This window comes from Exiguobacterium aurantiacum (assembly GCF_001766415.1).
Classification (GTDB): domain Bacteria; phylum Bacillota; class Bacilli; order Exiguobacteriales; family Exiguobacteriaceae; genus Exiguobacterium; species Exiguobacterium aurantiacum_A.
Genome location: NZ_MKXO01000007.1, coordinates 19,150 through 45,652 on the forward strand (window position 1 = coordinate 19,150; position 26,503 = coordinate 45,652).

General features: G+C 53.5%; 23 protein-coding genes and 1 other annotated feature (1 of these 24 cut by a window edge). Of the genes, 6 read left to right on the plus strand and 17 right to left on the minus strand.

The genetic code is table 11. From position 1 onward, the window contains the following. Positions 1-47: a binding site (T-box leader), on the minus strand; it reaches 184 nt to the left of the window's first position. 190 nt (positions 48-237) lie between these two features. Next, entirely contained in the window at positions 238-1,605 is a 1,368-nt protein-coding gene (locus BJU60_RS12245) for an amino acid permease (protein ID WP_370252057.1), read from the plus strand. A gap of 87 nt (positions 1,606-1,692) precedes the next feature. Here BJU60_RS12245 and BJU60_RS12250 read toward each other — a convergent pair whose 3' ends face one another. The 3 genes from BJU60_RS12250 to BJU60_RS12260 form a co-directional block, all read right to left on the minus strand. Next, positions 1,693-3,270, minus strand: coding sequence for a murein hydrolase activator EnvC family protein (locus BJU60_RS12250; RefSeq protein WP_070329137.1), 1,578 nt, complete (start codon positions 3,268-3,270; stop codon positions 1,693-1,695). Positions 3,271-3,731: 461 nt separating this feature from the next. Next, a complete protein-coding gene (locus BJU60_RS12255) occupies positions 3,732-4,097 on the minus strand; it encodes a DUF423 domain-containing protein (protein ID WP_070329138.1) in 366 nt (121 codons plus the stop codon). A gap of 12 nt (positions 4,098-4,109) precedes the next feature. Beyond that, positions 4,110-4,715, minus strand: a complete 606-nt coding sequence (locus tag BJU60_RS12260; RefSeq protein WP_070329139.1) for a trimeric intracellular cation channel family protein — start codon at positions 4,713-4,715, stop codon at positions 4,110-4,112. 95 nt (positions 4,716-4,810) lie between these two features. On the opposite strand from BJU60_RS12260, the gene BJU60_RS12265 reads away from it, so the two are divergent. Further along, positions 4,811-6,448, plus strand: a complete 1,638-nt coding sequence (locus BJU60_RS12265; protein WP_070329140.1) for an ABC1 kinase family protein — start codon at positions 4,811-4,813, stop codon at positions 6,446-6,448. Positions 6,449-6,563: 115 nt separating this feature from the next. Next, a complete protein-coding gene (locus BJU60_RS12270) occupies positions 6,564-7,976 on the plus strand; it encodes an NAD-dependent succinate-semialdehyde dehydrogenase (RefSeq protein ID WP_070329141.1) in 1,413 nt (470 codons plus the stop codon). A gap of 36 nt (positions 7,977-8,012) precedes the next feature. Here the strand turns inward: BJU60_RS12270 and BJU60_RS12275 are convergent, their stop codons facing one another. From BJU60_RS12275 to BJU60_RS12300, 6 genes are all read right to left on the minus strand, one after another. After that, the gene (locus tag BJU60_RS12275; RefSeq protein WP_070329142.1) at positions 8,013-8,645 is read right to left on the minus strand and encodes an HAD family hydrolase; all 633 of its coding nucleotides are present in this window, start codon (positions 8,643-8,645) and stop codon (positions 8,013-8,015) included. Between the two features lie 119 nt (positions 8,646-8,764). Continuing rightward, the gene (locus BJU60_RS12280) at positions 8,765-9,130 is read right to left on the minus strand and encodes a rhodanese-like domain-containing protein (RefSeq protein WP_070329175.1); all 366 of its coding nucleotides are present in this window, start codon (positions 9,128-9,130) and stop codon (positions 8,765-8,767) included. Positions 9,131-9,235: 105 nt separating this feature from the next. Further along, entirely contained in the window at positions 9,236-9,508 is a 273-nt protein-coding gene (locus BJU60_RS12285; protein WP_070329143.1) for a DUF5327 family protein, read from the minus strand. A gap of 70 nt (positions 9,509-9,578) precedes the next feature. After that, positions 9,579-10,871 carry a DUF2252 domain-containing protein gene (locus BJU60_RS12290; protein WP_070329144.1) on the minus strand — a complete coding sequence of 431 codons (1,293 nt, stop codon included), beginning with the start codon at positions 10,869-10,871 and terminating at the stop codon, positions 9,579-9,581. Positions 10,872-10,884: 13 nt separating this feature from the next. After that, positions 10,885-11,835 carry a peptide-methionine (S)-S-oxide reductase MsrA gene (gene msrA, locus BJU60_RS12295; protein WP_070329145.1) on the minus strand — a complete coding sequence of 317 codons (951 nt, stop codon included), beginning with the start codon at positions 11,833-11,835 and terminating at the stop codon, positions 10,885-10,887. Between the two features lie 82 nt (positions 11,836-11,917). Then, the gene (locus BJU60_RS12300; RefSeq protein WP_016510109.1) at positions 11,918-12,097 is read right to left on the minus strand and encodes a hypothetical protein; all 180 of its coding nucleotides are present in this window, start codon (positions 12,095-12,097) and stop codon (positions 11,918-11,920) included. A gap of 88 nt (positions 12,098-12,185) precedes the next feature. Between BJU60_RS12300 and BJU60_RS12305 the strand changes: the two genes are divergently transcribed. The 3 genes from BJU60_RS12305 to BJU60_RS12315 all read left to right on the plus strand — a co-directional run bounded on the left by BJU60_RS12305 (position 12,186) and on the right by BJU60_RS12315 (position 14,339). Continuing rightward, positions 12,186-12,521, plus strand: coding sequence for a hypothetical protein (locus BJU60_RS12305; RefSeq protein WP_070329146.1), 336 nt, complete (start codon positions 12,186-12,188; stop codon positions 12,519-12,521). Positions 12,522-12,598: 77 nt separating this feature from the next. After that, positions 12,599-13,666, plus strand: a complete 1,068-nt coding sequence (locus tag BJU60_RS12310) for a diguanylate cyclase (protein ID WP_070329147.1) — start codon at positions 12,599-12,601, stop codon at positions 13,664-13,666. 148 nt (positions 13,667-13,814) lie between these two features. Then, positions 13,815-14,339, plus strand: a complete 525-nt coding sequence (locus tag BJU60_RS12315; RefSeq protein ID WP_070329148.1) for a hypothetical protein — start codon at positions 13,815-13,817, stop codon at positions 14,337-14,339. A gap of 261 nt (positions 14,340-14,600) precedes the next feature. Here the strand turns inward: BJU60_RS12315 and cydC are convergent, their stop codons facing one another. From cydC to arcA, 8 genes are all read right to left on the minus strand, one after another. Continuing rightward, entirely contained in the window at positions 14,601-16,316 is a 1,716-nt protein-coding gene (cydC, locus tag BJU60_RS12320) for a thiol reductant ABC exporter subunit CydC (RefSeq protein ID WP_070329149.1), read from the minus strand. Beyond that, complete coding sequence (gene cydD, locus BJU60_RS12325) at positions 16,313-18,037, minus strand: thiol reductant ABC exporter subunit CydD (protein ID WP_070329150.1); 1,725 nt, start codon at positions 18,035-18,037, stop codon at positions 16,313-16,315. Before cydD ends, cydC begins: the two co-directional genes overlap by 4 nt. Positions 18,038-18,165: 128 nt before the next feature. Beyond that, the gene (locus tag BJU60_RS12330; protein WP_070329176.1) at positions 18,166-18,855 is read right to left on the minus strand and encodes a Crp/Fnr family transcriptional regulator; all 690 of its coding nucleotides are present in this window, start codon (positions 18,853-18,855) and stop codon (positions 18,166-18,168) included. Between the two features lie 121 nt (positions 18,856-18,976). Further along, a complete protein-coding gene (locus BJU60_RS12335) occupies positions 18,977-21,319 on the minus strand; it encodes a TIM-barrel domain-containing protein (protein ID WP_070329151.1) in 2,343 nt (780 codons plus the stop codon). Positions 21,320-21,499: 180 nt separating this feature from the next. After that, positions 21,500-22,462: a carbamate kinase gene (arcC, locus tag BJU60_RS12340; protein ID WP_070329152.1), complete on the minus strand. Its 963-nt coding sequence runs from the start codon at positions 22,460-22,462 to the stop codon at positions 21,500-21,502. A 15-nt stretch (positions 22,463-22,477) separates the two neighbouring features. Continuing rightward, positions 22,478-23,953, minus strand: coding sequence for an arginine-ornithine antiporter (arcD, locus tag BJU60_RS12345; protein WP_070329177.1), 1,476 nt, complete (start codon positions 23,951-23,953; stop codon positions 22,478-22,480). A gap of 53 nt (positions 23,954-24,006) precedes the next feature. Then, a complete protein-coding gene (gene argF, locus BJU60_RS12350) occupies positions 24,007-25,035 on the minus strand; it encodes an ornithine carbamoyltransferase (protein ID WP_070329153.1) in 1,029 nt (342 codons plus the stop codon). Positions 25,036-25,051: 16 nt separating this feature from the next. Then, entirely contained in the window at positions 25,052-26,281 is a 1,230-nt protein-coding gene (arcA, locus tag BJU60_RS12355) for an arginine deiminase (protein ID WP_070329178.1), read from the minus strand. Between the last annotated feature and the right edge of the window lie 222 nt (positions 26,282-26,503).

The window sequence follows — 26,503 nt, forward strand, 5'->3', positions numbered from 1 at the left end:
TCTGTCATGCGGGGACCGTCGTTACTTCTCTTCGTCGACGCTTTTGTTCGTTTCAGTTAAGTTAACTCGTACTATACCGTTCCCGATTCATCCTGTCAAACAAAAGTGTGCAAAAAAAACTTTGCTTCTATAAGTGCGGACGAATCGACCGCATGTTTCAGAACGTCGCAAGTTGACACGTGATTTTTTTGTCTGCTATAGTCGTCCCCAACAACACTTCACTCAACTAAAGGAGATTTGACTTTGGAAACTAGCAAACTAAAACGTGAACTGTCGACCCGACAGCTCACGATGATCTCGCTTGGCAGCGCCATCGGAACGGGCCTCTTCCTCGGAAGCGGCCTCGCCATCCAAACGGCAGGACCGAGCGTGCTCGTCAGTTACGCCATCGGGGCGTTTATCGTCCTCTTGCTCATGGGTTGTCTCGCCGAGATGACCGTCGCCCATCCGACTTCGGGCTCGTTCGGCACGATCGCCGAGCGTTATGTCCATCCACTCGCCGGCTTCTTGGTCCGTTACTCATACTGGATCGCCAACGTCCTCGCTATCGGGGTCGAAGTGAGTGCGATCGCGATTTACATGCGCTACTGGTTCCCGGATGTGAACGGATTCGTCTGGGTCGCCGTGTTCGGCGGATTGCTCATTTACGTCAACGCTCGGCACGTCCATACGTTCGGGACGACCGAATACTGGTTATCATTCATCAAAGTCACTGCCATCATTTTATTCATCGTCCTCGGCGCGGCCGCACTGTTCGGTCAACCAGGCTCACCGATCGAATCGATCACGACCGGAAATGAAGGGTTCTTCGCTTTCGGATTTTACGGCATGTGGGTGACGATCTTCATCTCGCTCTTCAGCTTCCTCGGGACAGAGCTCGTCGCCGTCACGGCTGGCGAAGCGAAAGACCCGGACCGCGCCGTACCAAAGGCGTTGCGGGCGACCGTGTTCCGCTTGACGTTCTTCTATTTGATCACAATCGCCATCATGCTCATGCTCATCCCATGGCAGCAGGCCGGTATCGATCAAAGCCCGTTCGTCCTCGTCATGCAGCAGTTTGACGTGCCTGGCGCGGCTAGTATTTTGAACTTCGTCATCTTGGTCGCCGCCTTGTCGGCGATGAACGCGCAATTGTATGCCTCGACGCGCATGATGTACTCGCTCGCCGAAGCCGGCGACGCACCGCGTATCTTCAAAAAAGTAAGCACCAGCGGGATTCCGATGCCTGCCTTGTTCGTTTCGACAGGCGGGATCGTCCTCGCGGCACTGCTTCAAGTATTCATGGAGACGTCGTATCCGTTCCTCATGGGCATCTCGATGTTCGGAGCGATCTTCACATGGTTCATGGTCTTCGTCTCACACTTGTTCTTCCGCAAAAAATGGACGGGGCGTAAACTCCCTGTCCGTATGATCGGCTATCCGTTCTTACCGCTCCTAGGTGCCGGACTGCTGCTCAGCTTAATGATCACGACATGGTTTACCGATTTCAACATCTTACTCAAGTTCGGGATCCCATGGTTGGTTGGCTTAACGATCATCTATCTCGTTCGCGAGCGATTCCGTAAGACTGACACAAAACAAGACGACATCGAGCAAGCTAACTAAAAACAGTGCCTATCCGCAATGGATGGGCACTGTTTTTTCGCAAAAACGAGCACCCGTCGCGATTGACGAGTGCTCGTTTGTTTAGGATTAGAAGAACTGACGTGGGTTGACTGTGCTACCGGCGCTCGAAGACGAGTACGAGTAGCTGCCTTGGTGGATTTCAAAGTGAAGGTGCGGGCCTGAAGAGTTTCCAGTGTTCCCGAGCGTTCCAATGTTTGATCCTTGCGTCACACGCTGACCAGCGCTAACTGATACCGAGTTCATGTGCGCATAGACAGTCGTCCAAACTTGACCGCCAATGACGTGGGCGATCATGACGTGGTTCCCATAAGCGCCACCCCATCCAGCCCGGATGACCGTTCCTGTTGCCGAAGCCCGGATCGGTGTACCGACTGGTCCGGCGATATCGACACCGTTATGGAACGTATAGCCGAACTGTCCGCTTGCCGGTCCGAAACCTTGCGAGAAACGGCCAGTCGTTGGTTGAATGAACTTCGCGCTCGATGGTGCCGGTGCCGAAGCTGTCGGCGTAGTCGGTACCGGTTTAGGAGCCGGTGCCGGTTTTGGTGCCGGCTTTGGTGCTGGCTTAGGCTTAGGTGCCGGTGGTGCAGCCGGTTTAGAAGCTGTCACATTATTTTTTGTCGTTTGGTTTGAAGATGACGATGACTGGGAATTAGTATTACTGTTCTGCTTTTTCTGAGCAGCAGCTTGTGCAGCAGCAGCTTTAGCCGCTTCTTCTTGACGAGCCGCTTCCGCTCTCGCTTCTTCAGCTTGTTGCGCGGCCGCTGCTTTGGCAGCCTCAGCTTGGCGTGCCTCTTCGGCTTTACGAGCCGCTTCTTGACGTGCTGCCTCTTCCGCACGACGACGCGCTTCTTCTTCTTCACGGCGCTGTGCTTCGATTTCAGCTGCAATCGCTTCTTCTTGAGCGATCAACGTCGCTTCGATTTCTTGTAGGTCGAAGATTTGCGTTTCAAATTCGATATTTTTCTCTTCGAGTTCTTTGATGCGAGCTTCACGCTGTTTCATCTTCTTCTCGAGTTCGGCTTGACGCGCTTCGAGTGCTTTCTGTTGCTCTAGAAGTGAGGCCCGCTCTGCTTTGAGTGCGGCTTGTGCTTCTTGAAGAGACAGACGTGTCGCTTCGTAGTCGTTAAACAACTCTTGGTCGCTACGTTGGATCGTACCAGCCGTGATCATGCGTGTGATCAAGTCAGAGAAGTTTTTTGATCCAAAGATGAATTCTGCCCAGTTGATTGAACCGCCACCGTTCGTTTGCATCGTGGCCATCCGCTCTTTCATCATTTTTTCTTGAGCGATCATCTTTTTCTCGTAACCTTTAATGTCCGCTTCGAGATCTTCAATCTTCATCTCGGTACGTTTGATTTCTTGGCGTTTCGCCGCTACGTCGTAGATGATGTCTTGAAGCTGAGCGTCCATTTTATTGACTTCTTCTTGTACCTTCGAGATTTCTTTAGTGTTCTGTTCGATTTTCGAAGACGTATTCGATTGATTCTGTTTGACGCTATTGCGTTGTTCTTTCACTTTTTTCTGTTGCTCTTGCTTCTCTTTGATTGTCGTCGAGGCATCGGCTACCGAGTGCGTGCCGAGGAGCAAGGCGCTCAGCGTAAGTGTCGAGATCGTACGTTTCCAATTGATCAATGCAGACATCCTTTCTAATTTGACGGGCTAGTTTTACATACTCTATTTAAGTCGGTCGTTTTGCTATGTAACAAAAACGATTAATTTTTCAGTTTCAACACGACTAATTATATCGAAGTGTCGAATGTTTTCCTGTTAAAGTTATATTTCACTTTGATTACGACAAAGAAGAGGGAGAGCCGTTGGCATTCCCTCTTCTTTGTATTTCAACGTTTTTTCGATTTTTTATGGTTTGAAACGTTTCTGTAATAGTAATTGAAAACCGTAAATCATTTACCTTATTTCGAAAAAGCATATTTCAGCATTTTTTCTAAACTCATCCATTTCCAAAAAACGTAAAAGGGTCAGTCTGACTTCTCGCTCAAGGCGAAGATGACAGGACTGACCGAATGTTCGTTGCGGGTGTGAAATCGAGGGGTCTCACACGTCTAAGGATACAGACGAAGTGTTAACGCTCGATGGATATTTCGTTACAGTTTGAATGCACCGATAATGACGAACACCCATGCCGCGATGAAAAGAACACCGCCGATTGGTGTGACCGCTCCAAGTTTCGTGATACCTGTAAGCGCCATGACATACAAGCTGCCCGAGAAGAATAGGATGCCGGCAAACATGAGCCAACCGGCTGTGTTGAATTGACTGATGCTCACTTTCGTCAAAATACTAGCAAGCGCAATGATGCCGATCGCATGGATCATGTGGTACAAGACCCCCGTCTGCCAGTTCGCGAGCATGTTCGGTGCCAGACGCTCTTTCAATGCGTGAGCCCCGAACGCGCCGAGCGCGACACCGAGCGCCATCAAGGCAGCACCGATAATGAGTAACAATTTCATATAATTTCCCCCTTATCTCACTTTTCGTGCTGGTAAATTCCACTTCCGATAGTAGGATATCACTCGAAGCGTCGCTACGACAATCAATAACGCATACACCGGAAGTCCGCCTTCGAGCCGGAAGTAGTACGTGACGACCGCGATGATGATCGCCCAAATCGCGTACACTTCCGCCTGCAAGACGAGCGGTTTCCGTCCGGCGAGCAAGTCGCGGACGACACCACCGCCGACTCCGGTCAGGACGGCCGCCGCAATCGCTGCCGACAACGGCAAATCCAATTTGATGGCGACTTGCGCCCCTTGGAAAGAGAACGCGACCAAGCCGATCGCGTCGACGATGACGCCCCATCTTTCCCAATGCGGCAAGACGACGCTCGGGAGCAGGAAGATGAGGAGCGCGACGAGAAAACAGAGAATAAATAAATCGTTTTGTTGCCAAATCAAACTGACGGGGTTGCCGAGCAAGACGTTACGGATTGCCCCGCCGCCGAAAGCCGTCGTGAAGGCGAGCAACCAAACCCCAAAAATATCGTACTTTTCGTCCATCGCGATGATGGCTCCACTCGCCGCGAACGCAATCGTTCCGACGACGTTCAATAATTCCCACTCCATAAACATCCCTTGCCCTTTCTCGAAAGCATTATATGGTAAAGTAAAGATACAAAAAAATCAGATCAGTCGAGCGACTGCTTGTAAAGGATGTCGGTATTTTTATGAAACGAATCGCCTTGTTCCGCATATGGATCATCGTCACAATGTTCGCCCGATTCATCATTAAGATTTATGCATTCTCCCGCAAACAGCAGCAAGGTCTCGCCTCTCCGGAAGAGTACGAGGCGCTCATGTTGCAGCTCGCCCGCGAGTATAAACGTAACGCGCTCCGCCTAGAGGGACTGTTGATCAAGCTCGGTCAATTCTTGTCGATCCGGGCCGACTTGCTGCCGCCGTCCGTCCTCAATGAGTTGTCCGAGCTCGTCGACCGCGTACCGACGTCAGGTTGGGATAAGTCTCGTGCCATCCTCGAGGCCGAATGGGGCGTACCGTACACCCAAGTCGTGAAAGACGTCGGCATCGACGCCGTCGCCTCCGCCTCGATCGGGGAAGTCTACGGGGCCACTCTCCTTGAAAACGGGAAACGGGTCGCGCTCAAAATCCAGCGTCCGGACATCGAAAAAATCATCCGTACCGACTTCAAAGCGATGCGAATCGTCACGACGATGCTCAAACGGACGCCGCTCGCCAAATCGACCGACTTAGATAGCTTATATCGCCAAATGATTTTTGTCATCGGGGATGAACTAAATTTCCAAACCGAATTAAAAAACGCGCTGTATTTCAAAGCGAAGTATGCTGAAAATCCGAACGTCTACATCCCGGGCTACTACGATCATTTATGTACAAATCGGATATTGACGATGGATTGGGTCGACTCCCGTCGCATCACCGATATTGCGTTCTTAAAAGAAAACAATATCGACCGCTCCGCTCTCGCCGAACGGCTGTTCACGATGGCCGCGGAACAGCTATTATTCGGCGGACAGTTCCACGCCGACCCTCACCCTGGGAACGTCCAGATCCGGGCCGACGGAACGATCATCCTGCTCGACTTCGGCATGGTCGGATCGTCGACCGCGCAAGACATGGCGACGATCCGGAAGATCTTGCAGGCGTTCATCTCGCTCGATTACGACGGTGTCGTCGATGCCCTCGAAGACTTGCGCTTCTTGTTGCCGACAGCGAATAAACATAACATCCGCCAAGCAATCGAAAAGGCGGTCACATTCTATTTAGAGACCGACATTGATACGGTCGATACGAAATTGATCGAAAAAGTGCTCCAAGATATCCAACTGCTCGTGAAGAACGAGCCGATCCAACTGCCGGCCGAGTTCGCCTTCTTCGGTCGTGCCGCCTCGACGTTGCTCGGGATTTTACAGATTCTCGACCCGAAAATCGATTTGTTCACGCTCGGTAAACCGATTGTGATTCAATGGCTCGAATCAGACGGGACGACAATCCAAAACCGCTACGTCATGACGGCGCTCAACTACGGCAAGAAACTGTTGAACGTACCGCCGTTGCTCGAGAACTATTTGAAAGAGCCGACCCGGAAACGGTTGTCTGAGCAGGCGATGTTCCAACGCGAGCTCGAATCGAAAGAATTGCTCCATCGCCAGACGTTCAACTCGGGTGTCATCGTTCTCGGATTGCTCGTCGGTCTGTTCGGCTATATCCGGCCTGATGAATGGCTGTTTTGGTCGGGTGGTGTCGTCGCCGTCGTCGCCTACTTTAATTCAAGACGCCTCGGTCGCAAAATTCGCCATTTGGCCCGTCAAGATTTCCGCGTCTAATCGGACCGTCACTCGCTCGAGTGACGGTTTTTTGTCGTGCCCCGCTGTAAAATTGTGTATGTTTTTTGAAATCGGGTACTTTTACAATGTGACCTAGATGAAAGGGGAGAACACGATGCGAGCTGAGAACAACTTCATTAACGGTGACTGGATCGAGACGAATGAGACGATCGAGGTCCGAAATCCGGCGACCGGTAACGTAATAGCAAACGTGACAAAGAGTGACGAGACCGAGGCCGGCCTCGCTGTCGACGCGGCCCAGGCCGCTTTAAAAGACTGGCAACAGCGGACAGCCGAAGACCGGGGCGCCCTACTGCTCGAATGGCATCGCTTGATCGATGAAGAGACGGAAGCGCTCGCGCGAACGATGGTCGAAGAACAAGGCAAACCGCTGAAAGAAGCGATCGGCGAAATTCGTTACGCCAACGGATTCATCGAGTGGTATGCCGCGGAAGGACGACGCGTCTATGGTGAGACGATCCCTGCTTCTTCAAACGAGAAACGTATTTTCGCGATCAAACAACCGGTCGGCGTCATCGCTGCCATCACGCCATGGAACTTCCCGGCGGCGATGATCACCCGCAAATTGGCACCGGCTCTAGCAGCCGGTTGCACCGTCGTCTTGAAACCGGCCTCGGCGACACCGCTCACAGCAATCGAACTCGTCAAATTGGCCGAGAAGGCCGGTTTCCCGAAAGGTGTCATCAATCTCGTGACCGGCAGTGCCGCTCGTATCGTCAACGTTTGGCAGCACGACCCACGTGTACGCAAGCTGACGTTCACCGGGTCGACCGAAGTCGGCAAGACGCTCATGCGCGGTGCCGCCGACACGATGAAGAAGATCTCGCTCGAGCTCGGTGGCCATGCCCCGCTCATCGTCACGGCGAAAGCGGACCTCGACAAGGCCGTCCCACAAGCGATTGCGACTAAGTTCCGTAACGGTGGACAGACATGCGTCTGTGCCAATCGGATTTACGTCGAGAGTTCGATCGTCGCCGAATTCTCGGAGCGGTTCATCGAGGCCGTGCAAGCGCTCAAGGTCGGGAACGGGCTCGACGACGGCATCGACATCGGTCCGCTCATCGACGAGGCTGCGGTCGAGAAAGTGATGAAGCACCTCGAGGACGCCCAAATCCGTGGGGGTGAGATCACGGGCGGCGAACAGCTTGACGGCTTGTTCGTCCGGCCGGCCGTCGTCCGCTACGCGAACGAGGATATGCTCTGCATGAACGAGGAGACGTTTGGTCCCGTCGCCCCGATCGCCTCGTTCAACACGCTCGACGAAGTCATCGAGCGGGCGAACGCCACGCCGTTCGGCCTCGCGTCTTATATCTTCACACAAGATATTAATGAGGCCCTTTACTTGGCGGAATCGCTCGAATACGGGATTGTCGGCGTCAACGACGGGCTACCTTCGACCCCGCAAGCGCCGTTCGGCGGCTGGAAACAGAGCGGTCTCGGCCGTGAAGGCGGTCATCACGGCATCGAAGAGTTTTTAGAAGTGAAATACATTTCGCTCGGATTATAAAAAAACGCCTGTTGAATTTTTTCAACAGGCGCTTTTTCAGTTGTCGAGCCACGTCACCAAATCGTTTGGCGTCGCGATCACATAATCGGCGAGCGCCCACTCGTCCTCGTTCCCGAAGCCGAATCCGGTCAAGACGACCGGGAAATCATGGGCCCGGCCCGCTTCGACGTCCGACTTGCGGTCACCAACCATGACATAATGTGCATCTCCGTGGCGCAGGCGGTGCGCCGTCAAAATATCGGCCTTCTTCTCGCCACCAACCGATTCGAGACATTCAGGTGCCGTCATGAACTGACGGATGCCTTGCGTATCGAGGATCAAGTTCATATAGTGAACGCCACAGTTGCTTGCCGTCGTCAACGTATGCCCGTTCGCGCGAAGCGTCTCGAGCATGTCGTAGATGCCGTCAAACAAGACGTTTTGCCCCGCCATCGCCTGCTCGAGTGTCTCGTGACGAAGTTTACGGATTTGACGGATCTCTTCGCGCGTCGCCTCCGGGATGACGTGCTCCCAAAAGGCGTCCCCAGCCAAACCGTAGCCAGACCGGACCGCATCCTCGCTCGGTTTTTCAAGATGCGGAAGCTGTTCGAGTGCCTCGTGAATCGCTTTCGTCATCGGAACGGTCGTGTCGACGAGCGTCCCATCGATATCAAATAAAATGACTGCCATGTCGGTATCCCCTCTCTCTTTCCTATTCTCCTACCGTAGCAGACTCGCTTCCAAATCAAAAGTAGAAACATCAGCCCACAAAAAAACCGGCTGAACGAGATCGTTCAACCGGTTGTTGCTCAGCCACGCCAGAAGCTCATGCCGCCTTTGACCGAGTAGACGTCTGTATAGCCGGCACTCTTCAGCATCGCCGCTGCCCGCTGGCTCCGCATCCCACTTTGGCAGATGACGTAAACGGGACGTTCTTTGTCTTTCGGGTATTGTGCTGCCGCGTTACCGAACCCTGAGAGCGGTACGTTTTTCGCTTGTTTAATGTGTCCGCCTTTATATTCGTGCGGCTCCCGCACATCGAGCAGTTGAATGTTGCGCTCTTCCGCAATCTTTCGCTTCAACTCGTCCGTCGATACTGTTTTCGTGCTGTTTCGCTTCGTCCACCAAAAATAAATCAATCCGATCACCACTGCGACAAACAAAAAATCAAGCATGGGCACGCCTCCGTTGTTCAAAAGTTTTAGTACCTCCATTATACCCCCTATGGTATACAAGTCAATGAAGACGCATTAAAAAAACTACGCCGGAGATGGCGTAGTTTAAAAATCGAGCAGCGAATCGGTTTTAGGTTCGTCCTCATCCTCTAGAGGGATGCCGAGGAATGCGGCCATTTGCCGGTCTAACGGTTGCTTCGGCTCCGCCGAGACGACAGGTGCCTGCGCGACCGGTGCGGCGGGTGTCGCCTCCGCCAACATGAGCTCACAGTAACCCATCAACTTGGCCAGATGGCGCTTTTGCGTCTCTCCGCTCGACTGTTCGATTTGACTCATCACGTGTTTCATTTGCGCGATGACTTGTTGCTCAGTGATCATAGGTCGAACACATCCTTTTCCCTCTCATTTTGAAACAAACCCGTCCCTCGCCGCAAGTGTCTTGCTCGGCTCAGTCGGATTCAGACCGTGTCTCGACCCATGATGTGAACGCCTCGAAATCGAAACGGACTTGATTGGCGTAAAAATGGGCCCAGCGTGAGATTTGACGAACGAACAACGGCAGCGCGTCTCCGATGGCTTCCGCAATCCGCTCGCTCGCCTCGTACTCGAGAACGTTCGCGTCCGCATCGGCCCGGGCATGGATTTTCGCCGTGATCTCGGCTTGGACTTTTAACGTTTCGATCAGCGACGATTCGTTCTTGATGTGCTTCGCTTTCACTTTCCGTTTGTAGGGCGAACGTTGCCGCACATAATACTCGTTGCCGTCGATCGTGAAGTAACCGAGATACGGGTCTTGGCTATGCACCATGGCACGTTGGGCAGCGATGACCCGCGCACCTTCATGGGACAGACCGTCCTCGAACAACGGATGGGTCGGCAAAAACAAGGACGGGACGGCCGATTGCGCTTGCTTCATCTCTAAGATGACGTCCTCGTCATGTTCCTCATCGGCCCCTTCGATCAAGATATAGTACCGTTCGAGCCCGATTGAGGCCGTCCCGCTCTCGCGTTTAATGGCGATGTCTTTGATGTCGTAATGATCGGCGTGATGGCGATGCTCTTCCGACAACGAGTTCAAATACTCAGGCCAAGCCTGTTTGATTTTCGTCGCCGTCTTCTCGCTGACCGGTATTAAGTCATCGCTCGTCGCGAAGTAACGTTCTTCGTCCCGGACTTCGGTCCGTTCCGACATGAACGCGTCTTGCTTCTTCTCTGCCTTCTTGATCACTTTTTTGATGGCTTTAGACGTATTCGCTTTCGTGAACTGCACGTCTTCGTCTTTCCCTTTCGCGTACCGTCTGATGGCGAGCGCATACGTCTCGGCGTATACTTCAATCGCTTCGTTGGAATCGAAGCCCGATTCAGCGGCGAACAAGTCGACAGAAATGGCCATTCTGAGCACATCGAACAAATACGAACCGAGGTATGCCTCATCAAAGTCGTTCACATCATAAAGGATCGTCCCAGCCCCGTCCCCGAACACCCCAAAGTTTTCAAAGTGAAGATCCCCTTGAATGAACGTCGGATAGGCCTCGCTCGTGTCGAAAGCAAGCGGTACTTTCGCAAAATCGTAATAGAACAAATGCGAGCTTCCGCGAAAGAACGAGAACGGACTCGTACTCATCTTGTCGTACTTTTCACGCCGTGCCGTTTCGGTCAGGTTCCGGATCGAATGATCGTAATAATCTAGAACCGTCGCGATCGTATCACGGCGAATTTGTTGTTTGACGGATGTGAACATGGCTGTCTCCCCTTCATGCGTCGAATAGATGTTTGTATTCCCCGTATCCCGCAGACTCGAGCTCTTCTTTCGGGATGAATCGGAGCGAAGCCGAATTGATACAGTAGCGTAAGCCGCCGAGTTCTTTCGGACCATCGTCAAATAGATGACCGAGGTGACTGTCGGCATGCTTCGAGCGCACTTCCGTCCGGACCATGTGGTGCGTCGTGTCCATGTTCACATCGAGCCGCTTCTCTTCGATCGGTCGCGCGAAGCTTGGCCAGCCACAGTTCGACTGGAACTTGTCGCGAGAAGTGAACAGCGGCGTGCCATCGATCACATCGACATACAATCCTTCCCGTTCTTCATCCCAATACTCGTTTTGGAACGGCGGTTCGGTCCCGTTCTCTTGCGTGACTTTGAACTGCATCGGCGTCAGACGGTCTTTCAGTTCTTGTTTTTGTTTCTTATCGCTCCACGCCTCTTTCACAAACTTGGCGCGACCCGAGCCGACCCGGTACATCTCATAGCGGAACGGATTTTTCTTATAGTAGTCTTGATGGTAGTCCTCGGCTTCCCAAAACGTCTTGGCCGGACGGATCTCGACTTCGATCGGACGGTCGAACCGTCCCGAATTCTCGACTTCTTGCTTCGAGCGCTCGGCCGTGTCCCGTTGCTCTTCCGAATGATAGAAGATGGCCGGTCGATACGATTCGCCGCGGTCGTTGAACTGTCCGCCCCCGTCTGTCGGATCGATTTGTCGCCAGTAGATCCGAAGCAGCTCCTCGTATGAGATGACCTCCGGGTCGAACGTCACTTCGATCGCTTCTAGATGACCGGTCGTCTCCGAACAGACTTGTTGGTATGTCGGATTGTCGACGTGTCCACCGGTATAACCCGAGATGACGCCTTCAACCCCTTCGTATTTATGAAACGGTTTGACCATGCACCAAAAACAGCCTCCCGCAAATGTAGCTTTTGCCATAATGAATCCCTCCTTACTATGTAGTGTACCCAAAAAAGCACGCCGACAACAAAAAACGAGAACCCCAAACGTGTTCTCGTCTTCAGTCTTCGACCCGGTTCATATGGCGCATCACTAAAAATAAAATCACACCGACAATCGCTGCCCCGAGTATGGTCAACACCAGATTGTTTCGTGCCGATAATGTGTAAAAGATGGCTAAACCGATTAAGATGAGCGCGATCGGAATGAACGCTCGTTTAAAATGATCCCAATAACGCACGGACAGTCCCCCTTTTCATCTATCATACCAAACTTTTTTGCTATTATAGAGAGGAAGATACAATCACGGCCAGAAGGAGGATCCATCCATGGATTTTGACCAGTTGTGGGCGAACCGCCCGACTTTGTTGTGGGAAGACCGGCTGAACGAAGGCGACGACGTCTATACGCTGTCGGCGATTTTCGCTGTCGACGCCGCGCTCCGGCGTTATACGAGCGCTTTGACCCATTCCGACGGCACAGAATCCTCGATCCTATCGGCAGTCCGCGATGTCGTCCTGCGTTTGAACGGCCTCGACGAAGAGCACGACCATTTTATCGAGACGCTCGAGCGTGAAGAGCTGTACGACTTCATCCGAGCCGGTGCAGCCATCGCCGGGTATGAAACCGATGAAGACGTCACGGAGGAATGGCGTGAATGGTAACAGTTTGACGATTCATCGCGATCCACAGTTGTCATACTTGAATTAATGATTTCTATCTCGCACAAGGGGACACGTGTATGCTCACCATCATCAACTCTTTTTTCATCAACCTTTGTATTCTGTTCACCCTGTTCACCATCTCGTTCTTGCCGTTTCGTAACCGGCCTCGAATTACGCCGCAGTCGTTTTTAAAGTTGCGTATCCTGCTCGGTATCCAGAGCGGTCTCATCGCCTTGATTTTGCTCGCGAACGCGCTTCATCTCGAAAAAATATTGATCGACCTTCGTTCCATCCCGATTATGCTCGCCGTCTTGTTCGGCGGTTGGGTGAGCGGTGTCGTCGCCGGTATGTTGTTTCTCATCGGTCGTTTTTTCATGATAACGGATGGCGAATACGTCGGATTTTACTTAGCTATCGCGACGATGGTCGCACTCGTCCTGCCGACAAGTCTGTTGCGGCTCAAGCTCGACAACACCCGTAACACGCTCCTTGTCTTCACGACGATCAGCGTCGCCGCGTTCGGGCCGGCGCTCTACTATGCCCTCCCGCTCGAACTGTTCTATCCCATTTTATTCGTCTATATCGTTGTGATCTACGCCGGGGCATGTGCCGCTTATCGCTTGCTACAAGAGCTGAGACGTCACTTTGAGAACGTTCAGCATCAGCAGCAACTGGCCCGTACCGACGCTTTGACCGGCATCGCCAACCGCCGTCTGTTGAATGAGGCGATGGCCAACTTGACCGTCGAGGCGGAAGCGTACGCCCTCATCCTCGTCGATATCGATCACTTCAAACGCGTCAACGACACGTACGGTCATGATGTCGGGGACGACGTACTACGCGAGCTCGGCATGTTGCTCGTCACAGAAAGTGACGACCGACATCTCGTCGGTCGCTTCGGTGGTGAAGAATTTCTGATCATCATGCCGAACGCCAAAAAGGACGAAGTGACCCGTCTCGCCGAATCTATACGAGAAAAAGTCTCGACGTTCCCATTCGAGACGAGTGCAGGCACGCTTCACATCACGGTCTCGCTCGGAGCCTGCCATTCGAACGATATCGAAGTCGATAGCGTTTTGAAGCATGCCGACGAAGCGTTATACCACGCAAAAGAATCTGGACGAAACCGTTTCATTTTGGCTTGATGAAGCCGATAACGTTCTCAAAACTTTACTAACTTTGACAGTTTTCCCGCTTTACTTTCAACTAGCGAATCGGTACACTAGGCTAGACTTTGGTTAGAATAAACATAATTAATCATAGATTTGACTAGAAAAAGGGGAAACACATTTCATGACAATATTGTTATCGCTATTCGGATTGATGTTCGTGGGATCGTTCGTCCTCGACTATCAACGTGGCAAGACGTTCCGACAGTCGCTCTTTGGGGGAGTCGACACAATCAAACAGAACCTACTCATCTTTTTACGCACGTCCCTTTCGATGATGATTTTCATCGGGCCGCTCCTGCTTATGTCCATGTTTGCCTTCTCAAAACTTGTGACGTTCGAGACGGTAGCCGCCTTTATGATCGCCGTGCTTAGCATCGGCTTCGCCGAGCGCATCATCGGGATGATCGTCGCCCCGCTCGTCCGGACGTTTTGGCATCAACGCGGCAAGCTGATGCCGCTCTATCTCGATGCTGGACTCTACGTCTTCTTGCTGTCGATTCTCATCTTGGAGTTTCTCATGAACATCCCGGGTGTCGAATTGAACGCACCGGCAGTCGCTGTATTTTACGCGTTCGCCTTGTTCTACATCCGTTATTTGTTCAGCTTGATCCGCTTTACACTCAGTAAAGGCGTCCCGTCAAACTGACTCGACTCGTATGACCTCGACCGCAGACATCCCGTCTGCGGTTTATTTTTATTTTTCCAATTGACAATGAGAATCGTTATCACTTATACTCGAGTTGTAGCTGCCACAGCTGGACGTAACCGTTCCCCAAACTTGTTACGGCCCGTGGATTCCCCTCCACGACACTCTTTTTGAAAGCATTGCGACAACCCCCATTTGTTGCACCCAGATTTGCCATATAAAAACGAGCGGCTCTCCGACGGAGCCGCTCGTTTTTTTCGTTCAGGCGAACACATCTTGTTCAATTTGTTTCAACTCATAAAACATGCCGCGGGCGCGCATCAAGTCGTCGTATGACCCTGACTCGATGATGCGACCTGCTTCCATGACGATGATTTGGTCGAACCGTTCGAGCCCGGTCAGACGATGGCTGACCATGACGAGTGTCGCCTCGTCCGCCTTCCGGAAGATTTCAGCGAACACATCGGATTCGGTCCGCGCGTCTAACGCCGACGTCGCTTCATCTAAAATCCAGAGCAACCCGTTCTTCAACAACGCCCGGGCGATGGCGAGCCGTTGCCGTTCCCCTCCGGACAAGTTCGCCCCTTTCTCGAGCATTGGCTCATCGAGCGCGAAACCGAGGCGGACGCTTCGCAGCGCCAGCTCCATCTCGTCATCGGAGAAGTCTCCGGCAAGGGCCAAGTTGTCTCGGACGGTACCGAAAAAGAAGTGGTTCTCTTGCATGACGACACTCGCTTGAGACCAGACCGATGTTTGTGTGACCTCATTCAAGCGCTGACCGTCGATTCGTACTTCGCCTGTCTCTGGCCTTACAAACGCGAGCAACAGTTGCAGGAGCGTCGACTTACCAGACCCGCTCGGACCGACGATCACGGTCTTCGATCCGCGCGGTAACGTCACATCAACTGTGTCTAGGACGGCACGGAACGTATCCGGATAGCGGTAACTTACACGTTCAAACGAAATGTCAGGTGCCGTCTGAAGCGCTATGTCGTCACGGGCCGCTTCTGCCGCCACGAGGTGATCACTCGGTTCGACGACCTCAAGTAAGCGGTTTGCCGCTTGTTTACTATCGGCGTAGTGACCCGGGAAGACCGCCATCGGTGTCACGTTCTCAAACGCGGTCAATGACATCATGACGAGCATGGCCAAGAACAGGCCGTCCAGTTCGCCATCGACGACGAGGTAGGCACCGATCGCGAGCACGCCCCACGACACGAGCAGTGACGCGGCGACGACGAGCGACGAGTTGAAGAACTGGTTCGTCACGTCTTGGCGCTGTGCGGCGGCGTAACGATCGCTTCGAGCGAGCAAGTCGTCACGGGTCTGGCCGAGCTGGTCGTGCAACAATAGATCGCGGTACCCGTACATCATCTCGGTCACCCCGCTCGACAAGTCGCCGCGCAAGGCCCGAATTTCCTGGTCATGCTTCGCTCGGATGCCGGCAAACAAGATCGGAATCAAAAAGCCGGTCACGAACACCCCGAACACGAGCCAAAGGCTGACCGTCATCGAGAAGAACGTGACGAAGAAGATCGTGCTCAAGAAGACGAGCACTAAGATGATTGGCGGATAAAACACCCGCAAAAAGTAGTTTTGAAGGCTTTCGACGTCTCCGACGACACGGGCGAGCAAGTCCCCGCTCCGGTATTTGGCGAAGATGTTCGGCACGAGCGGTTCGAGCTGGCGATAAAACCGGACGCGCAGTTCGCTTAAAATCGTGAACGTCGCCCGGTGTGACGCCAAGCGTTCGCGGTAGCGGCTCCCCGCCCGAATGACGCCGAACAGCTTGATCAGGACGACCGGCACCATGAGCGCATAGAGGGGCGGCACAAGGCCGGCCCGCGACACGAGATATCCACTCGCCGCGAACAAGGCGACAGCCGCGAGGCCTGCCGTATAACCGAAGAAGATCGAGAGGATGATATCCTTTTTCTCTTTCATCATCCATTTTGTGATCGTCCAAAGTGAGTTCATCCTCTCACCCCTTTCTGTAACGTGAACAAGTCGGCGTAGGCCGGGACAGCGAGCAACTGTTCATGTGTGCCGTTCGCGACGAGGTTCCCCTCGTCCATGAACCAAATCGCGTCCGCTTGCTTGATCGTATGGAGACGGTGCGCGACCGTGACAAGCGTCGCGTCACGCGACAACTCCTCGATCGAGCGCCGAACGATTCTCTCGGTCACCAAATCGAGACCGGTCGTCGGTTCATCGAACAAGATGATACCTGGACGCTTCAAGAAGGCACGGGCCAGGGCGAGGCGTTGCCGCTCACCACCGGACAATCCGTAACCGCCTTCTCCGAGCTCGGTATTCAACCCGTCCGGCAAATTGGCGATGACCTCGACGAGGCCGGCGGCTTCAGCCGCCCGCATGATGTCAGTCTCGTCCGCCGTCTCACCGAGGGCGATATTAGCGGCGAGACTGCCGGCGAACAAGTACGGGTTTTGCGAAATATACCCGATTGTCCCGTACCAAGACGTATCGGTGAACGATTCGAGCGGCTCCCCGTCGACGAGGACGCGGCCGCTATCCGGTTTCACAAGACCGGACAGCACGTTCAACACGGTCGTCTTGCCTGATCCGCTCGCGCCGACCAAGGCGACGTGTGACCGTGCCGGGATGACCCCGCTCAGCGGGTGGAGCGTGAAGCGACCCCCTTCATATTGGAACGAGACCGCATCGAGCACGAGTTCGGGCGTCCGGTTTGTTAGCGGTCTGTCTCCCCATTCGATACGATCGTCCGGGGCGTCGAGCGCCTCGAAAATGCGATCGGCCGCACCCATGCTGCCACGCCCCGTATGGAAGGCGCTGCCGAGGTCCTTGATCGCTAAATAGTATTCCGGGGCCAAGACAAGAATCAAAAAGCCGGCGAAAAACGTCAAGTTTTGCCAAACGACCATCTGGAGCGCCACTTCTAAGGCGACGACGCCGGTGCTGAGCATCGAGATGAACTCGAGCATGAGCCCTGACAAGAAAGCGGTCTTTAAGACGACCATCGTCGCACCCCGGAAGTCGAGACTGCTCTTCTCGATCGCTTGCGCTTCTTGCTCGGCACGTCCGTATAGCTTGAGTGTCGTCAATCCTTGAAGGACGTCTAAAAATTTCCCCGAGAACTGGTTCATTTTCTCCATCTGCTCTTCAGACTTCTTCTGGGTCGCGATACCGATGATGATGAAAAAGATTGGAATGAACGGCGCGGTCACCATCATGATGACACCTGAGATCCAGTGCTGACTGAAGACGACGACGAGAATGAGCAGCGGGATGATCGACGTCTGGATGACTTGGGGCCAGTACTGGCTAAAGTAAGCATCGACCTCATCGACCGCATCCATATAGACACTGACTTTCTTCCCGGACTGTCCGGATAGAGACGTCTCGATCGGATTCGATGTGTAGCGGTCGAGCAGTTGACGTCGAAGCGTCCGCTTCGCCCGCTCCGACAAGTTGGCACCGATGCGTCCTGAGACATATCCGAACAAGGCACGTGCGAGCAACGCGAGCACGAGCCAACCTAGAGATGGGATGACACTTTGGAACGATTCGTTTTTTAAAAATACTCGGTCGACGACGTCGACGATCAAATAAGCCTGAGCCAAGATGGACAACCCGATCATCACCGCGGCGATGACGAGCCCGACGATATGTCCTTTCTCGGCCAAAGCGAGAGCTTGCAGTCGTTTCACTGCGTTCATCCTTTCTAAACGTGCATGACAATTTTTCTTTGTGATGATTCTCACTAATTATAACTGATGTAAGTGTCCATAGCGAACGCTTCGCTTATCGAGACGTGCAAAAAAAACGCCACGAATGCAGCGTGGCGTCAGTGTGTCGCTTGTTCGAAATACTCAGGGTGCAACGTCACGAGTTGACGGGCGTCGAACTGGAGAATGTCTTCTTTTCGCAGTCGCGACAAGATGTGGGACACGGTCTCGCGTGACGTCCCCGACAGTCTCGAGATTTCAACTGTCGTGAACGGACAACGTACGCGCACACCGTCGGCTTCTTTTTCTCCGAGGTCTTCAATCAAGTAATGGATCGTATTGATCACCCGGTCGCTCGCGCTCGGCGTGATGATTTCCTGAACACGGCGTTCGTGAAGGTCAAGGATTCGATTCATCTGACCGACGATATGCAAGAGCATCGTCGCATTTCTTGAGACAAGCGCTTCAAAGCGATCCGTCGGCATATAAATGACTTCAATATCGGTCAGCGCTTCCGCCGAATGTTGGTAATACGTTTCCGTCAACAGTCCCCGGTACGGAAACAGCTGCTTCGGCTTCAAGTAGTCGGTGTATTGATGGGTCGCCGTTTCATTGCACCGCTCGAGCCTCACATACCCACTGATTAAAAAGTAGACGCGCTCACGCGGGTCGCCTTCCATGAATAAAAGCTGCCCTTTGCGGTACGTCCGACAGTATACGTGCGGTAGCAAGCTCTCTAGCTCGCGGCTCGTGCATTTATTGAAGATATCGAGTTGTCTTAAATCGTCGACTGTCCATTGCTGTCTCATGATCAATCCCTCGCTTCCCGAACTGGTGATCTTTCTCTTAGTATACGAGACCCAGCTTGTGAAAACGCTTTCAAATTCCGACAGTTTTCTGACAAGACAAAAGAGGGGTTGCCCCCTCTCCTCAGTCGAGCATCAATTCCATGATCGCATCTTGCAAATCGCGTTCGAGTTCGAGCGCATGGAGATCGAACAGCCACGCTTCGAGTCTCGTCTTCGACGCCGCCATCCGGTAGAGGCGGTCTTTCAAATCGTAAGATATCTCGGCGCGGTCAATGAAGCGATACAGGCGCTCCAGTCGATGACCGTTGTTCGTCACCTCGACAGGGAGCGACACCGTCACTTCCTCATCAATTTTACCGAGTTCGAGTCGTAACGTCTGCGTCTCCGGTTTATACTCACCCGAACCGGTCACCCCGCGTACGAGTAATGTGACGGTCCGGTCTGACGGCAAGACGGACGTGTCGCCCGTGACATGAACGTGCAGGCTGCGCTCGTCCCAGTCGAGGGTGAACGTCGTCTCGGCGTAAGCCCCGGTCTCATAAGCCCGGTCGGTCCCGTTATCCTCATAGAGCGTGAACGTGTTCGATGCCCCTGGGAAGACGACGACTTCGAGATCGGTCGGGTTGTCGGTGTCGTTGCGTCCAGAGCGATGAGCGGCCAGCGGGACGATTGCTCCAGCTTTCGCGAACACGGCCTGTTCGTCAAGCCCACGGAACACTCGGATCGACTTATCACCTTCGTAGCGATGACCCGTAAAGAAGTCGAACCAATCGCCTGTCGGCAACCAGACGTTCGTCGCCGCGACGTGAAGCCGCTTGTTCATCGGCTCGACGATCGGTGATACGACGAGTTCACTGCCGAAGTAGTATTCATTCGGTACGCCATACGCCGCTTCTTCGTCGGGATGATCGTAATACATCGGGAGGATGAGCGGGAGCGCATCCTGATGATTACGCCGGTTCATCGTGTACAAATACGGGATGAGTTGGTGGCGGAGTCGTAAAAACGACTTCATCGACCGTTCGGACTCGAGACCGAAGCGCCACGGCTCTTTGCCGTTAAAGATACTGAACGTCGAATGCAAGCGCATGATCGGGCTGAACACCCCGAACGCGACCCAGCGCGCGGCGAGCTCATCGTCTTTCGACCCTCGGTAATGCCCGCCGATGTCGTGGCTCCACCAACCGTAACCGATATTCGACGCCGTCGCCGTGAAGTAAGGCTGAAACGCAAGCGATGCCCAAGAGATGAGCGTATCTCCCGAGAAACCGACAGGATAGCGATGGCTTCCCGGTCCGGCATAACGCGAGAAGATCAGCGGACGATTTCCGTCCCGGGAAATATCGGCCGCATGATAATGGTTTAACATCCACATCGGGTCGAGCCCTTCCATTTTCGAGGTCGACCCTTGCTGCCAGTCGATCCACCAAAAATCGACGCCGTCTACCTCGTGCGGATGATGCATCTGTTCAAAATACGCTTGGATGAAGCGTTTATCAGAGAAATCGAACGGGATGCGATCCCCGTTCGACGGGTCAAGCCCCATCGCTTCGGCCATCGCCACGTATTGGTCTTCGAACGCCCGGACCCCGTCGGCTGGGTGCAAGTTCAGCGTGACGAGCAAGTTCTCTTCTTTCAACCACGTCAAGAAGCCTTTTGGGTCCGGGAACAGATTCTTGTTCCATGAGTAGCCGGTCCAGCCGCTCCCGTATTCTTCAGGGACGTCGGTGACGTGCCAGTCCATATCGATGACGCTGACAGAGAACGGGATGTCTTCCTCTTTGAACCGGCGCATGAGGCCTTTGTACTCTGTCTCGTCATAGCGCCAGTAGCGGCTCCACCAGTTGCCGAGTGCTTTTCGCGGCAACATCGGTGTCGGACCTGTCAGCTTATAAAAATCGTGAAGCGCTTGCTTGTATTCGTGCCCGTAGCCGAAGTAGTACAAATCATGGATGCCTTTTCGTCTCGGCTCAACGAAGCGGTCGTCTGTCATGAGAAACGAGTCCGAGTCGTCGATGACGGCATAGCCTTGCTTGGAGACGATCCCTTCCCCGAGCTCGGTCGCTCCATCGACATGATCGAGCGTTCGGGCCGTCCCTTTCAGCGTCCGTTCCGGGCCGTTGAACGTGTAGCGGCTATAATACGTGCTAAAGTTCCCTTTCACGTCGACGTAGAGCGTGTTCGGCGCGAACGGTCCTTTCGTATAATACAGATGAACGTGATCGGTGATGATTTGCAGTTCACTCTCGTCCTCGATGATCCGGAAGTCAGGGACGTCATAGTCCCGGTTCCAAACGACTTGGGTCGGTCGGTCTTCGAACACACCGTCCTCGGCGTACTCCATCCGGATCAACTGGCTCGTCAATACCGTGAAGCGATAGCAGCTCCCTTGGACGACGGCACGTTCATCTGCAAGTGGCTTCATTTGCTGTGTGTATACGTTCTCCTGTTCAAATAGACGCATAAGTTCGAGCGTTTCCGCTCTTCGTCACATCCTTCCCCCATATTAGTGCAACCGTTTACAGATGATGATAGCAATGTCAGGTTTGACATACAACAACCCTTCCCCTTGTTCGCGGTTCAAAAACGGCCAGTCCGCGTTATGCACAAAAAAAAACCGTAGACGAGATGTCTACGGCGTTGATCATTGTTGGAGCGTCGCGGCGAGCCGGACTCTCGTCCCAACGTCTCCTCGGACAGCAGCGTGCGCCTGCTCGAGCGACGTGATGACGGATACGCGTCCCGTTCCCGACTCGGCAAACTGCAAGGCGGCCCGAACTTTCGGTAACATGCTGCCCGGTGCGAACTGACCTTCGGCGATATACGTCTCGAGTTGCTCGTTCGTCGTTTCGGTTAACGCGGCTTCCTCGGTCGTCCCGAAATTGACGTAGACGTGCTCGACGGCCGTCAAGATGAGCAACATGTCCGCTTCGACGAGTTCCGCGAGCTTCGCGGCGGCAAAGTCTTTATCGATGACCGCCTCGACCCCGACGTATCCGTCTGGCGTGTCGATGACGGGAATCCCGCCACCGCCGGACGCGACGACGATGTGGCCGTTGTCGACGAGGTCACGGATGACCGTATGCTCACAAATCGCTGTCGGGTACGGACTTGGTACGACGCGGCGATAACCGCGGCCCGCATCTTCTTTGAACACGTGACCCGTCGACCGTTCGAGCACCGACGCTTCCGCTTCTGAATAGAAGGGACCGATCGGCTTCGTCGGGTGACTGAAGGCACTGTCGTTCGGATCGACGACACACCGCGTCACGATCGGGGCGACGGAACGTTCGAGACCGCGCGACCGAAGCGCCTTCGTGAGGGCGTTCTCGAACCAATACCCAATCATCCCTTGCGTCATCGCTCCACAGACGTCGAGCGGCATCGCCGGCGTCGCCGCACTGTCCGCGGCCGCCTGTTGCAAAATCAAGTTTCCGACTTGCGGACCGTTCCCGTGCGTGATGATGACGTCGACGCCTTCTTCGATAAGGGCGACCAACGACTGGGCCGTCGCCTCGACGGCCCGAATTTGAGCGCCCGCCGTCGCATCTTTTCCTTGTTGAATCGCATTCCCGCCTAAGGCGATGACTACTCGTTTGTTACGCATGCTCGATTCCCCCGATCATATGACTGAGATGTTGCCTGATACAATCCGTACGACTGCCAAGATCGCGAGTCCGGTCAAGATACCAGCCACGATCCATTCGGTTTTCGTCAACGTCTTAATTCCGTTCTCACGCTGCGCTTTAATATAGAGCAACGTCCCTGGTGCATACAGAAGTGTCGTGAGCAGTAAATAGTCGATACCGGCCGCGTAGATCAGCCAAATCCCGTAAATCGAGGCGACCGCACCGATAATAAGGTCACGCGTCCGACGTTCGCCAACATTATAGCCGAGCCCGTTTTTGGCGACTTTGACTTGGTAGAACGCCGAGAACGCATACGGGATCAAGATGGCGCTCGAAGCGAGTGAGAACGCAAAGTTATAAGCAGCGTCTGAGAACAGGAAGGTGAAGAGGAACAACTGAATCAACCCGTTCGTGAGCCAGAGCGCATTGGCCGGTGCGTTATTTTTATTCTCTTTCGTGAACCATTTCGGGAAGACGCCGTCTTTACCGGCAACAAATGGGATTTCCGCCGCAAGCAACGTCCATCCAAGCCAAGCACCGAGTACCGAGATGACGAGGCCCCCGTTGATCAGCATCGCGCCCCACGGTCCGACAGCCGATTCGAGCAAGTACGCCATCGCCGGTTGCGAAGCGTTCGCCACGCTCTCAGGGTTCAGCAATCCGAGTGACATGATCGAGATGAGCAAGTAAATGACGAGCGTACCGAGTAAGCCGATGACGGTCGCTTTCCCGACGTCCGAGCGCTTACGGGCCCGGCCCGACAAGACGACCGCCCCTTCGACACCGATGAATACCCAAAGCGTGACGAGCATCGTCGACACGACTTGGTCTCTCACACTGCCCCACGAGAAGCCGCCTTGGCCCCAAAAGTCGAACGTGAAGTTATCGATATTGAAGAAGAACAAGGTGATGGTGATAAAGGCAAAAATCGGAACGAGTTTCGCGATTGTCGTGATGATGTTGATCATCGATGCTTCGTGGATGCCTCGTAAAATCAACGAGTGCACGAGCCACAACATGATGGAGGCGCCGATAATCGAGGCGATGTTTTGACCACCTTCAAAGATCGGGAAGAAGTAACCGACCGAACTGAACAATAGTGTGGCGTAGGCGACGTTACCGAGCCAAGCGGATAACCAATAGCCCCACGCCGAGTTGAAGCCGACGAACTGGCCAAAGCCGGCGCGAGCGTAACTGTATACCCCGCCGTCTAGGTCAGGGCGACGCATCGTCAAGTTCTGAAAACTGAGACCGAGCGTGATAATCCCGATACCGGTGATGACCCACCCGATCAAAATAGCTCCGGCGTTCGCGCCTTGGGCCAAATCGGCCGCCAAGTTGAAGGCGCCCCCTCCAATCATCGAACCGACGACGAGGGCTGTCAGTGCACCAAGACCTAACCGTTGATCTTTTTTACCAGGACTCGCACCAGCCGAACCACTTGAGTCATGATCTAATTTAGTAGACATATAACTCATCCCTTTCGTTTAGTACGAATGAGGAGGACATGCCTCCTCGTTCGTCAGCGTTCGAGCCATTCAAACGTATCGGTGAGTGTCGCCGCCATGACGGCTTTGATCGTGTGCATCCGATTTTCCGCCTGATCGAACACGTATGAATGGCGGCTGCGGAACACCTCGTCGGTCACTTCCATCTCTTTCAGCCCATATTGTTCATGAATCGCTCGCCCGACCTCGGTCTCTAAATCGTGGAAAGCCGGCAGGCAATGCAGAAACATGACGTCTTTATTTCCGGTCTTCTCGACCATGTCCATATTCACTTGGTACGGATGAAGGAGCTTGATCCGCTCTTCATATTCAGCTTCTTCGCCCATCGATACCCACACATCGGTATAGATGACGTCCGCATCAGCGACAGCTTCGTCGATGCTCTCCGTCAAGGTGATGCGTGCTCCTGTTTCAGCCGCGACCGAACGCGCGTAATCGACGACCTCGTCAGACGGCCAGAGCGATTTCGGCGCACAGATTCGCATGTCCATGCCGACTTTGGCACCACCGATCAACAGCGTGTTGCCCATATTGTTGCGTCCATCTCCAACGTAGACGAAACGAATGCCAGCCAAATCACCTTTTTGTTCTTTGACGGTCAAGAAGTCGGCCAAAATTTGCGTCGGATGATACAAGTCCGTCAAACCGTTCCAAACCGGGACCCCGCCATCCCGTGCAAGACCTTCCACCGTTTCGTGAGCGAAGCCACGGAATTGGATGCCGTCGAACATGCGTCCAAGCACGATCGCCGTATCACGGACAGATTCTTTTTTCCCGAACTGGATATCCGATTTCCCGAGGTATTCAGGATGCATGCCGAGGTCGATTGCCGCAACGGTGAACGCACAGCGCGTCCGTGTCGACGGTTTTTCAAACAAGAGCGCCACGTTCTTGCCTTCACAAATCCGGTGGGGAATCCCTTGTTTCTTTTGACGTTTGAACGCTGCCGATAAGTCGATCAAGTAGTTCAGTTCGTCCCGCGAAAACTCGTTAAGCGATAAAAAATGACGACCTTTCAAATCAAAGTTGAACGTTGTGGACATGTGTTTCTCCTCCTCGTTAAATATCTTCACGGATAATTGGACAACTCATACAACGTGGGCCTCCACGGCCTCGTGATAACTCACTCGACATGATTTCGATGACTTCGACCCCTTCTGAACGGAGCAGCTCGTTCGAAACGTAGTTCCGGTCATACGTAACGACGACACCTGGGGCGATTGCGAGCGTGTTCGACCCATCGTTCCATTGCTCGCGCGCCGCAGCAATCGGGTCGCCCCCACCACATGGGATCAACACGATTTCCTCTAGACCGAGAGCTGATTTCAACACTTTCAACAAATCAGTGTGTTGCGTGATGTGTAGCTCACCTTCTGCGTTCAACGTCAGTTCGAAGATGTTCATCTTGCCGCCCGGTCCTTGGATGAACGGATGGATCGTGAACTTATCGTGGTCGACCATCGTGAAGACGGTATCAAGGTGCATGAACGCACGCGACTTCGGAATCTCGATGGCGATGACTTTCTTGAACGTGCCTCCGTTCGCGAGCAAGTTGAGGGCGACGCGCTCGATTCCTTGGGCGGTCGTCCGTTCCGATATCCCGATGGCGACGACTTCTTTTGATAGGACGAGTTCGTCCCCGCCTTCCATCGCGAACCGATAGTCACGATCCGACCAGATCGGGATATCATGCTTCGCAAAGCGCGGATGGTATCTCATAATATATTGCGTGAACAGTGATTCGCGGCGACGCGCCGGTTCTTTCATGCGATTGATCGACAAGCCGTTCCCAATCGCCGCGGCCGGGTCGCGCGTGAAGTACAGGTTCGGCATCGGGTCGAGAAAGAACGGATACGTGTCCTCGATCATCTCGTGCAGATGACGGCGCTTTTCGCGCTTGATCTCGGTTTTACGGATACCGGCCATGACCGTCTCGATCAACTGTTCGTTATCATAAGCGAGTAAATACTCTTTGAGCGTCTCGTATGAACCGTTAATATTTGATTTTGATTCTGAAAGAATGTCGGCGACGAATCGTTCACGTACGCCAGGCAGCGATAGTGTCTCTGCCATCAAGTTTTCTAAATAGAGCACCTCGACGCCCCGGTTTTGTAGCACGCTCGCAAAGTAGTCGTGCTCTTTTTGAATGACCGGCAAATGTGGAATGTCGTCGAACAAGAGTCGTTCCAAATACTCCGGCGTCAAATTTTCAAGTTCGCGTCCTGGACGCTTCAATAGTACAGTCTTTAGTTCACCAATTTCTGAATACACGTGAATCGGATGTTTCAGCGTTGTATCCCGTGCGGTCAATTGATCCGTCATCGATATCATCTCGCTTCCTCCTAGTGATTCGGGTGTGTTTCTACCCTTACATTATCAACTTACCCGATTCCGAGGCGGGTAATTCCGACGTTCTGATTGTGGTCGATTTCACAAAAAAATGGATACAATATAAGTCAAACTGAATGAACAAACGGTTGTGAATCAATGAACAAGGAGAGGGCAACGGTT

Excerpts from the sequence above, each read along its gene's own strand:
- BJU60_RS12250 (WP_070329137.1), bottom strand. The coding sequence starts at position 3,270 with ATGTCTGCATTGATCAATTGGAAACGTACGATCTCGACACTTACGCTG.
- BJU60_RS12255 (WP_070329138.1), bottom strand. The coding sequence starts at position 4,097 with ATGAAATTGTTACTCATTATCGGTGCTGCCTTGATGGCGCTCGGTGTC.
- BJU60_RS12260 (WP_070329139.1), bottom strand. The coding sequence starts at position 4,715 with ATGTTTATGGAGTGGGAATTATTGAACGTCGTCGGAACGATTGCGTTC.
- BJU60_RS12265 (WP_070329140.1), top strand. The coding sequence starts at position 4,811 with ATGAAACGAATCGCCTTGTTCCGCATATGGATCATCGTCACAATGTTC.
- BJU60_RS12270 (WP_070329141.1), top strand. The coding sequence starts at position 6,564 with ATGCGAGCTGAGAACAACTTCATTAACGGTGACTGGATCGAGACGAAT.
- BJU60_RS12275 (WP_070329142.1), bottom strand. The coding sequence starts at position 8,645 with ATGGCAGTCATTTTATTTGATATCGATGGGACGCTCGTCGACACGACC.
- BJU60_RS12280 (WP_070329175.1), bottom strand. The coding sequence starts at position 9,130 with ATGCTTGATTTTTTGTTTGTCGCAGTGGTGATCGGATTGATTTATTTT.
- BJU60_RS12285 (WP_070329143.1), bottom strand. The coding sequence starts at position 9,508 with ATGATCACTGAGCAACAAGTCATCGCGCAAATGAAACACGTGATGAGT.
- BJU60_RS12290 (WP_070329144.1), bottom strand. The coding sequence starts at position 10,871 with ATGTTCACATCCGTCAAACAACAAATTCGCCGTGATACGATCGCGACG.
- msrA (WP_070329145.1), bottom strand. The coding sequence starts at position 11,835 with ATGGCAAAAGCTACATTTGCGGGAGGCTGTTTTTGGTGCATGGTCAAA.
- BJU60_RS12305 (WP_070329146.1), top strand. The coding sequence starts at position 12,186 with ATGGATTTTGACCAGTTGTGGGCGAACCGCCCGACTTTGTTGTGGGAA.
- BJU60_RS12310 (WP_070329147.1), top strand. The coding sequence starts at position 12,599 with ATGCTCACCATCATCAACTCTTTTTTCATCAACCTTTGTATTCTGTTC.
- BJU60_RS12315 (WP_070329148.1), top strand. The coding sequence starts at position 13,815 with ATGACAATATTGTTATCGCTATTCGGATTGATGTTCGTGGGATCGTTC.
- cydC (WP_070329149.1), bottom strand. The coding sequence starts at position 16,316 with ATGAACTCACTTTGGACGATCACAAAATGGATGATGAAAGAGAAAAAG.
- cydD (WP_070329150.1), bottom strand. The coding sequence starts at position 18,037 with ATGAACGCAGTGAAACGACTGCAAGCTCTCGCTTTGGCCGAGAAAGGA.
- BJU60_RS12330 (WP_070329176.1), bottom strand. The coding sequence starts at position 18,855 with ATGAGACAGCAATGGACAGTCGACGATTTAAGACAACTCGATATCTTC.
- BJU60_RS12335 (WP_070329151.1), bottom strand. The coding sequence starts at position 21,319 with ATGCGTCTATTTGAACAGGAGAACGTATACACACAGCAAATGAAGCCA.
- arcC (WP_070329152.1), bottom strand. The coding sequence starts at position 22,462 with ATGCGTAACAAACGAGTAGTCATCGCCTTAGGCGGGAATGCGATTCAA.
- arcD (WP_070329177.1), bottom strand. The coding sequence starts at position 23,953 with ATGTCTACTAAATTAGATCATGACTCAAGTGGTTCGGCTGGTGCGAGT.
- argF (WP_070329153.1), bottom strand. The coding sequence starts at position 25,035 with ATGTCCACAACGTTCAACTTTGATTTGAAAGGTCGTCATTTTTTATCG.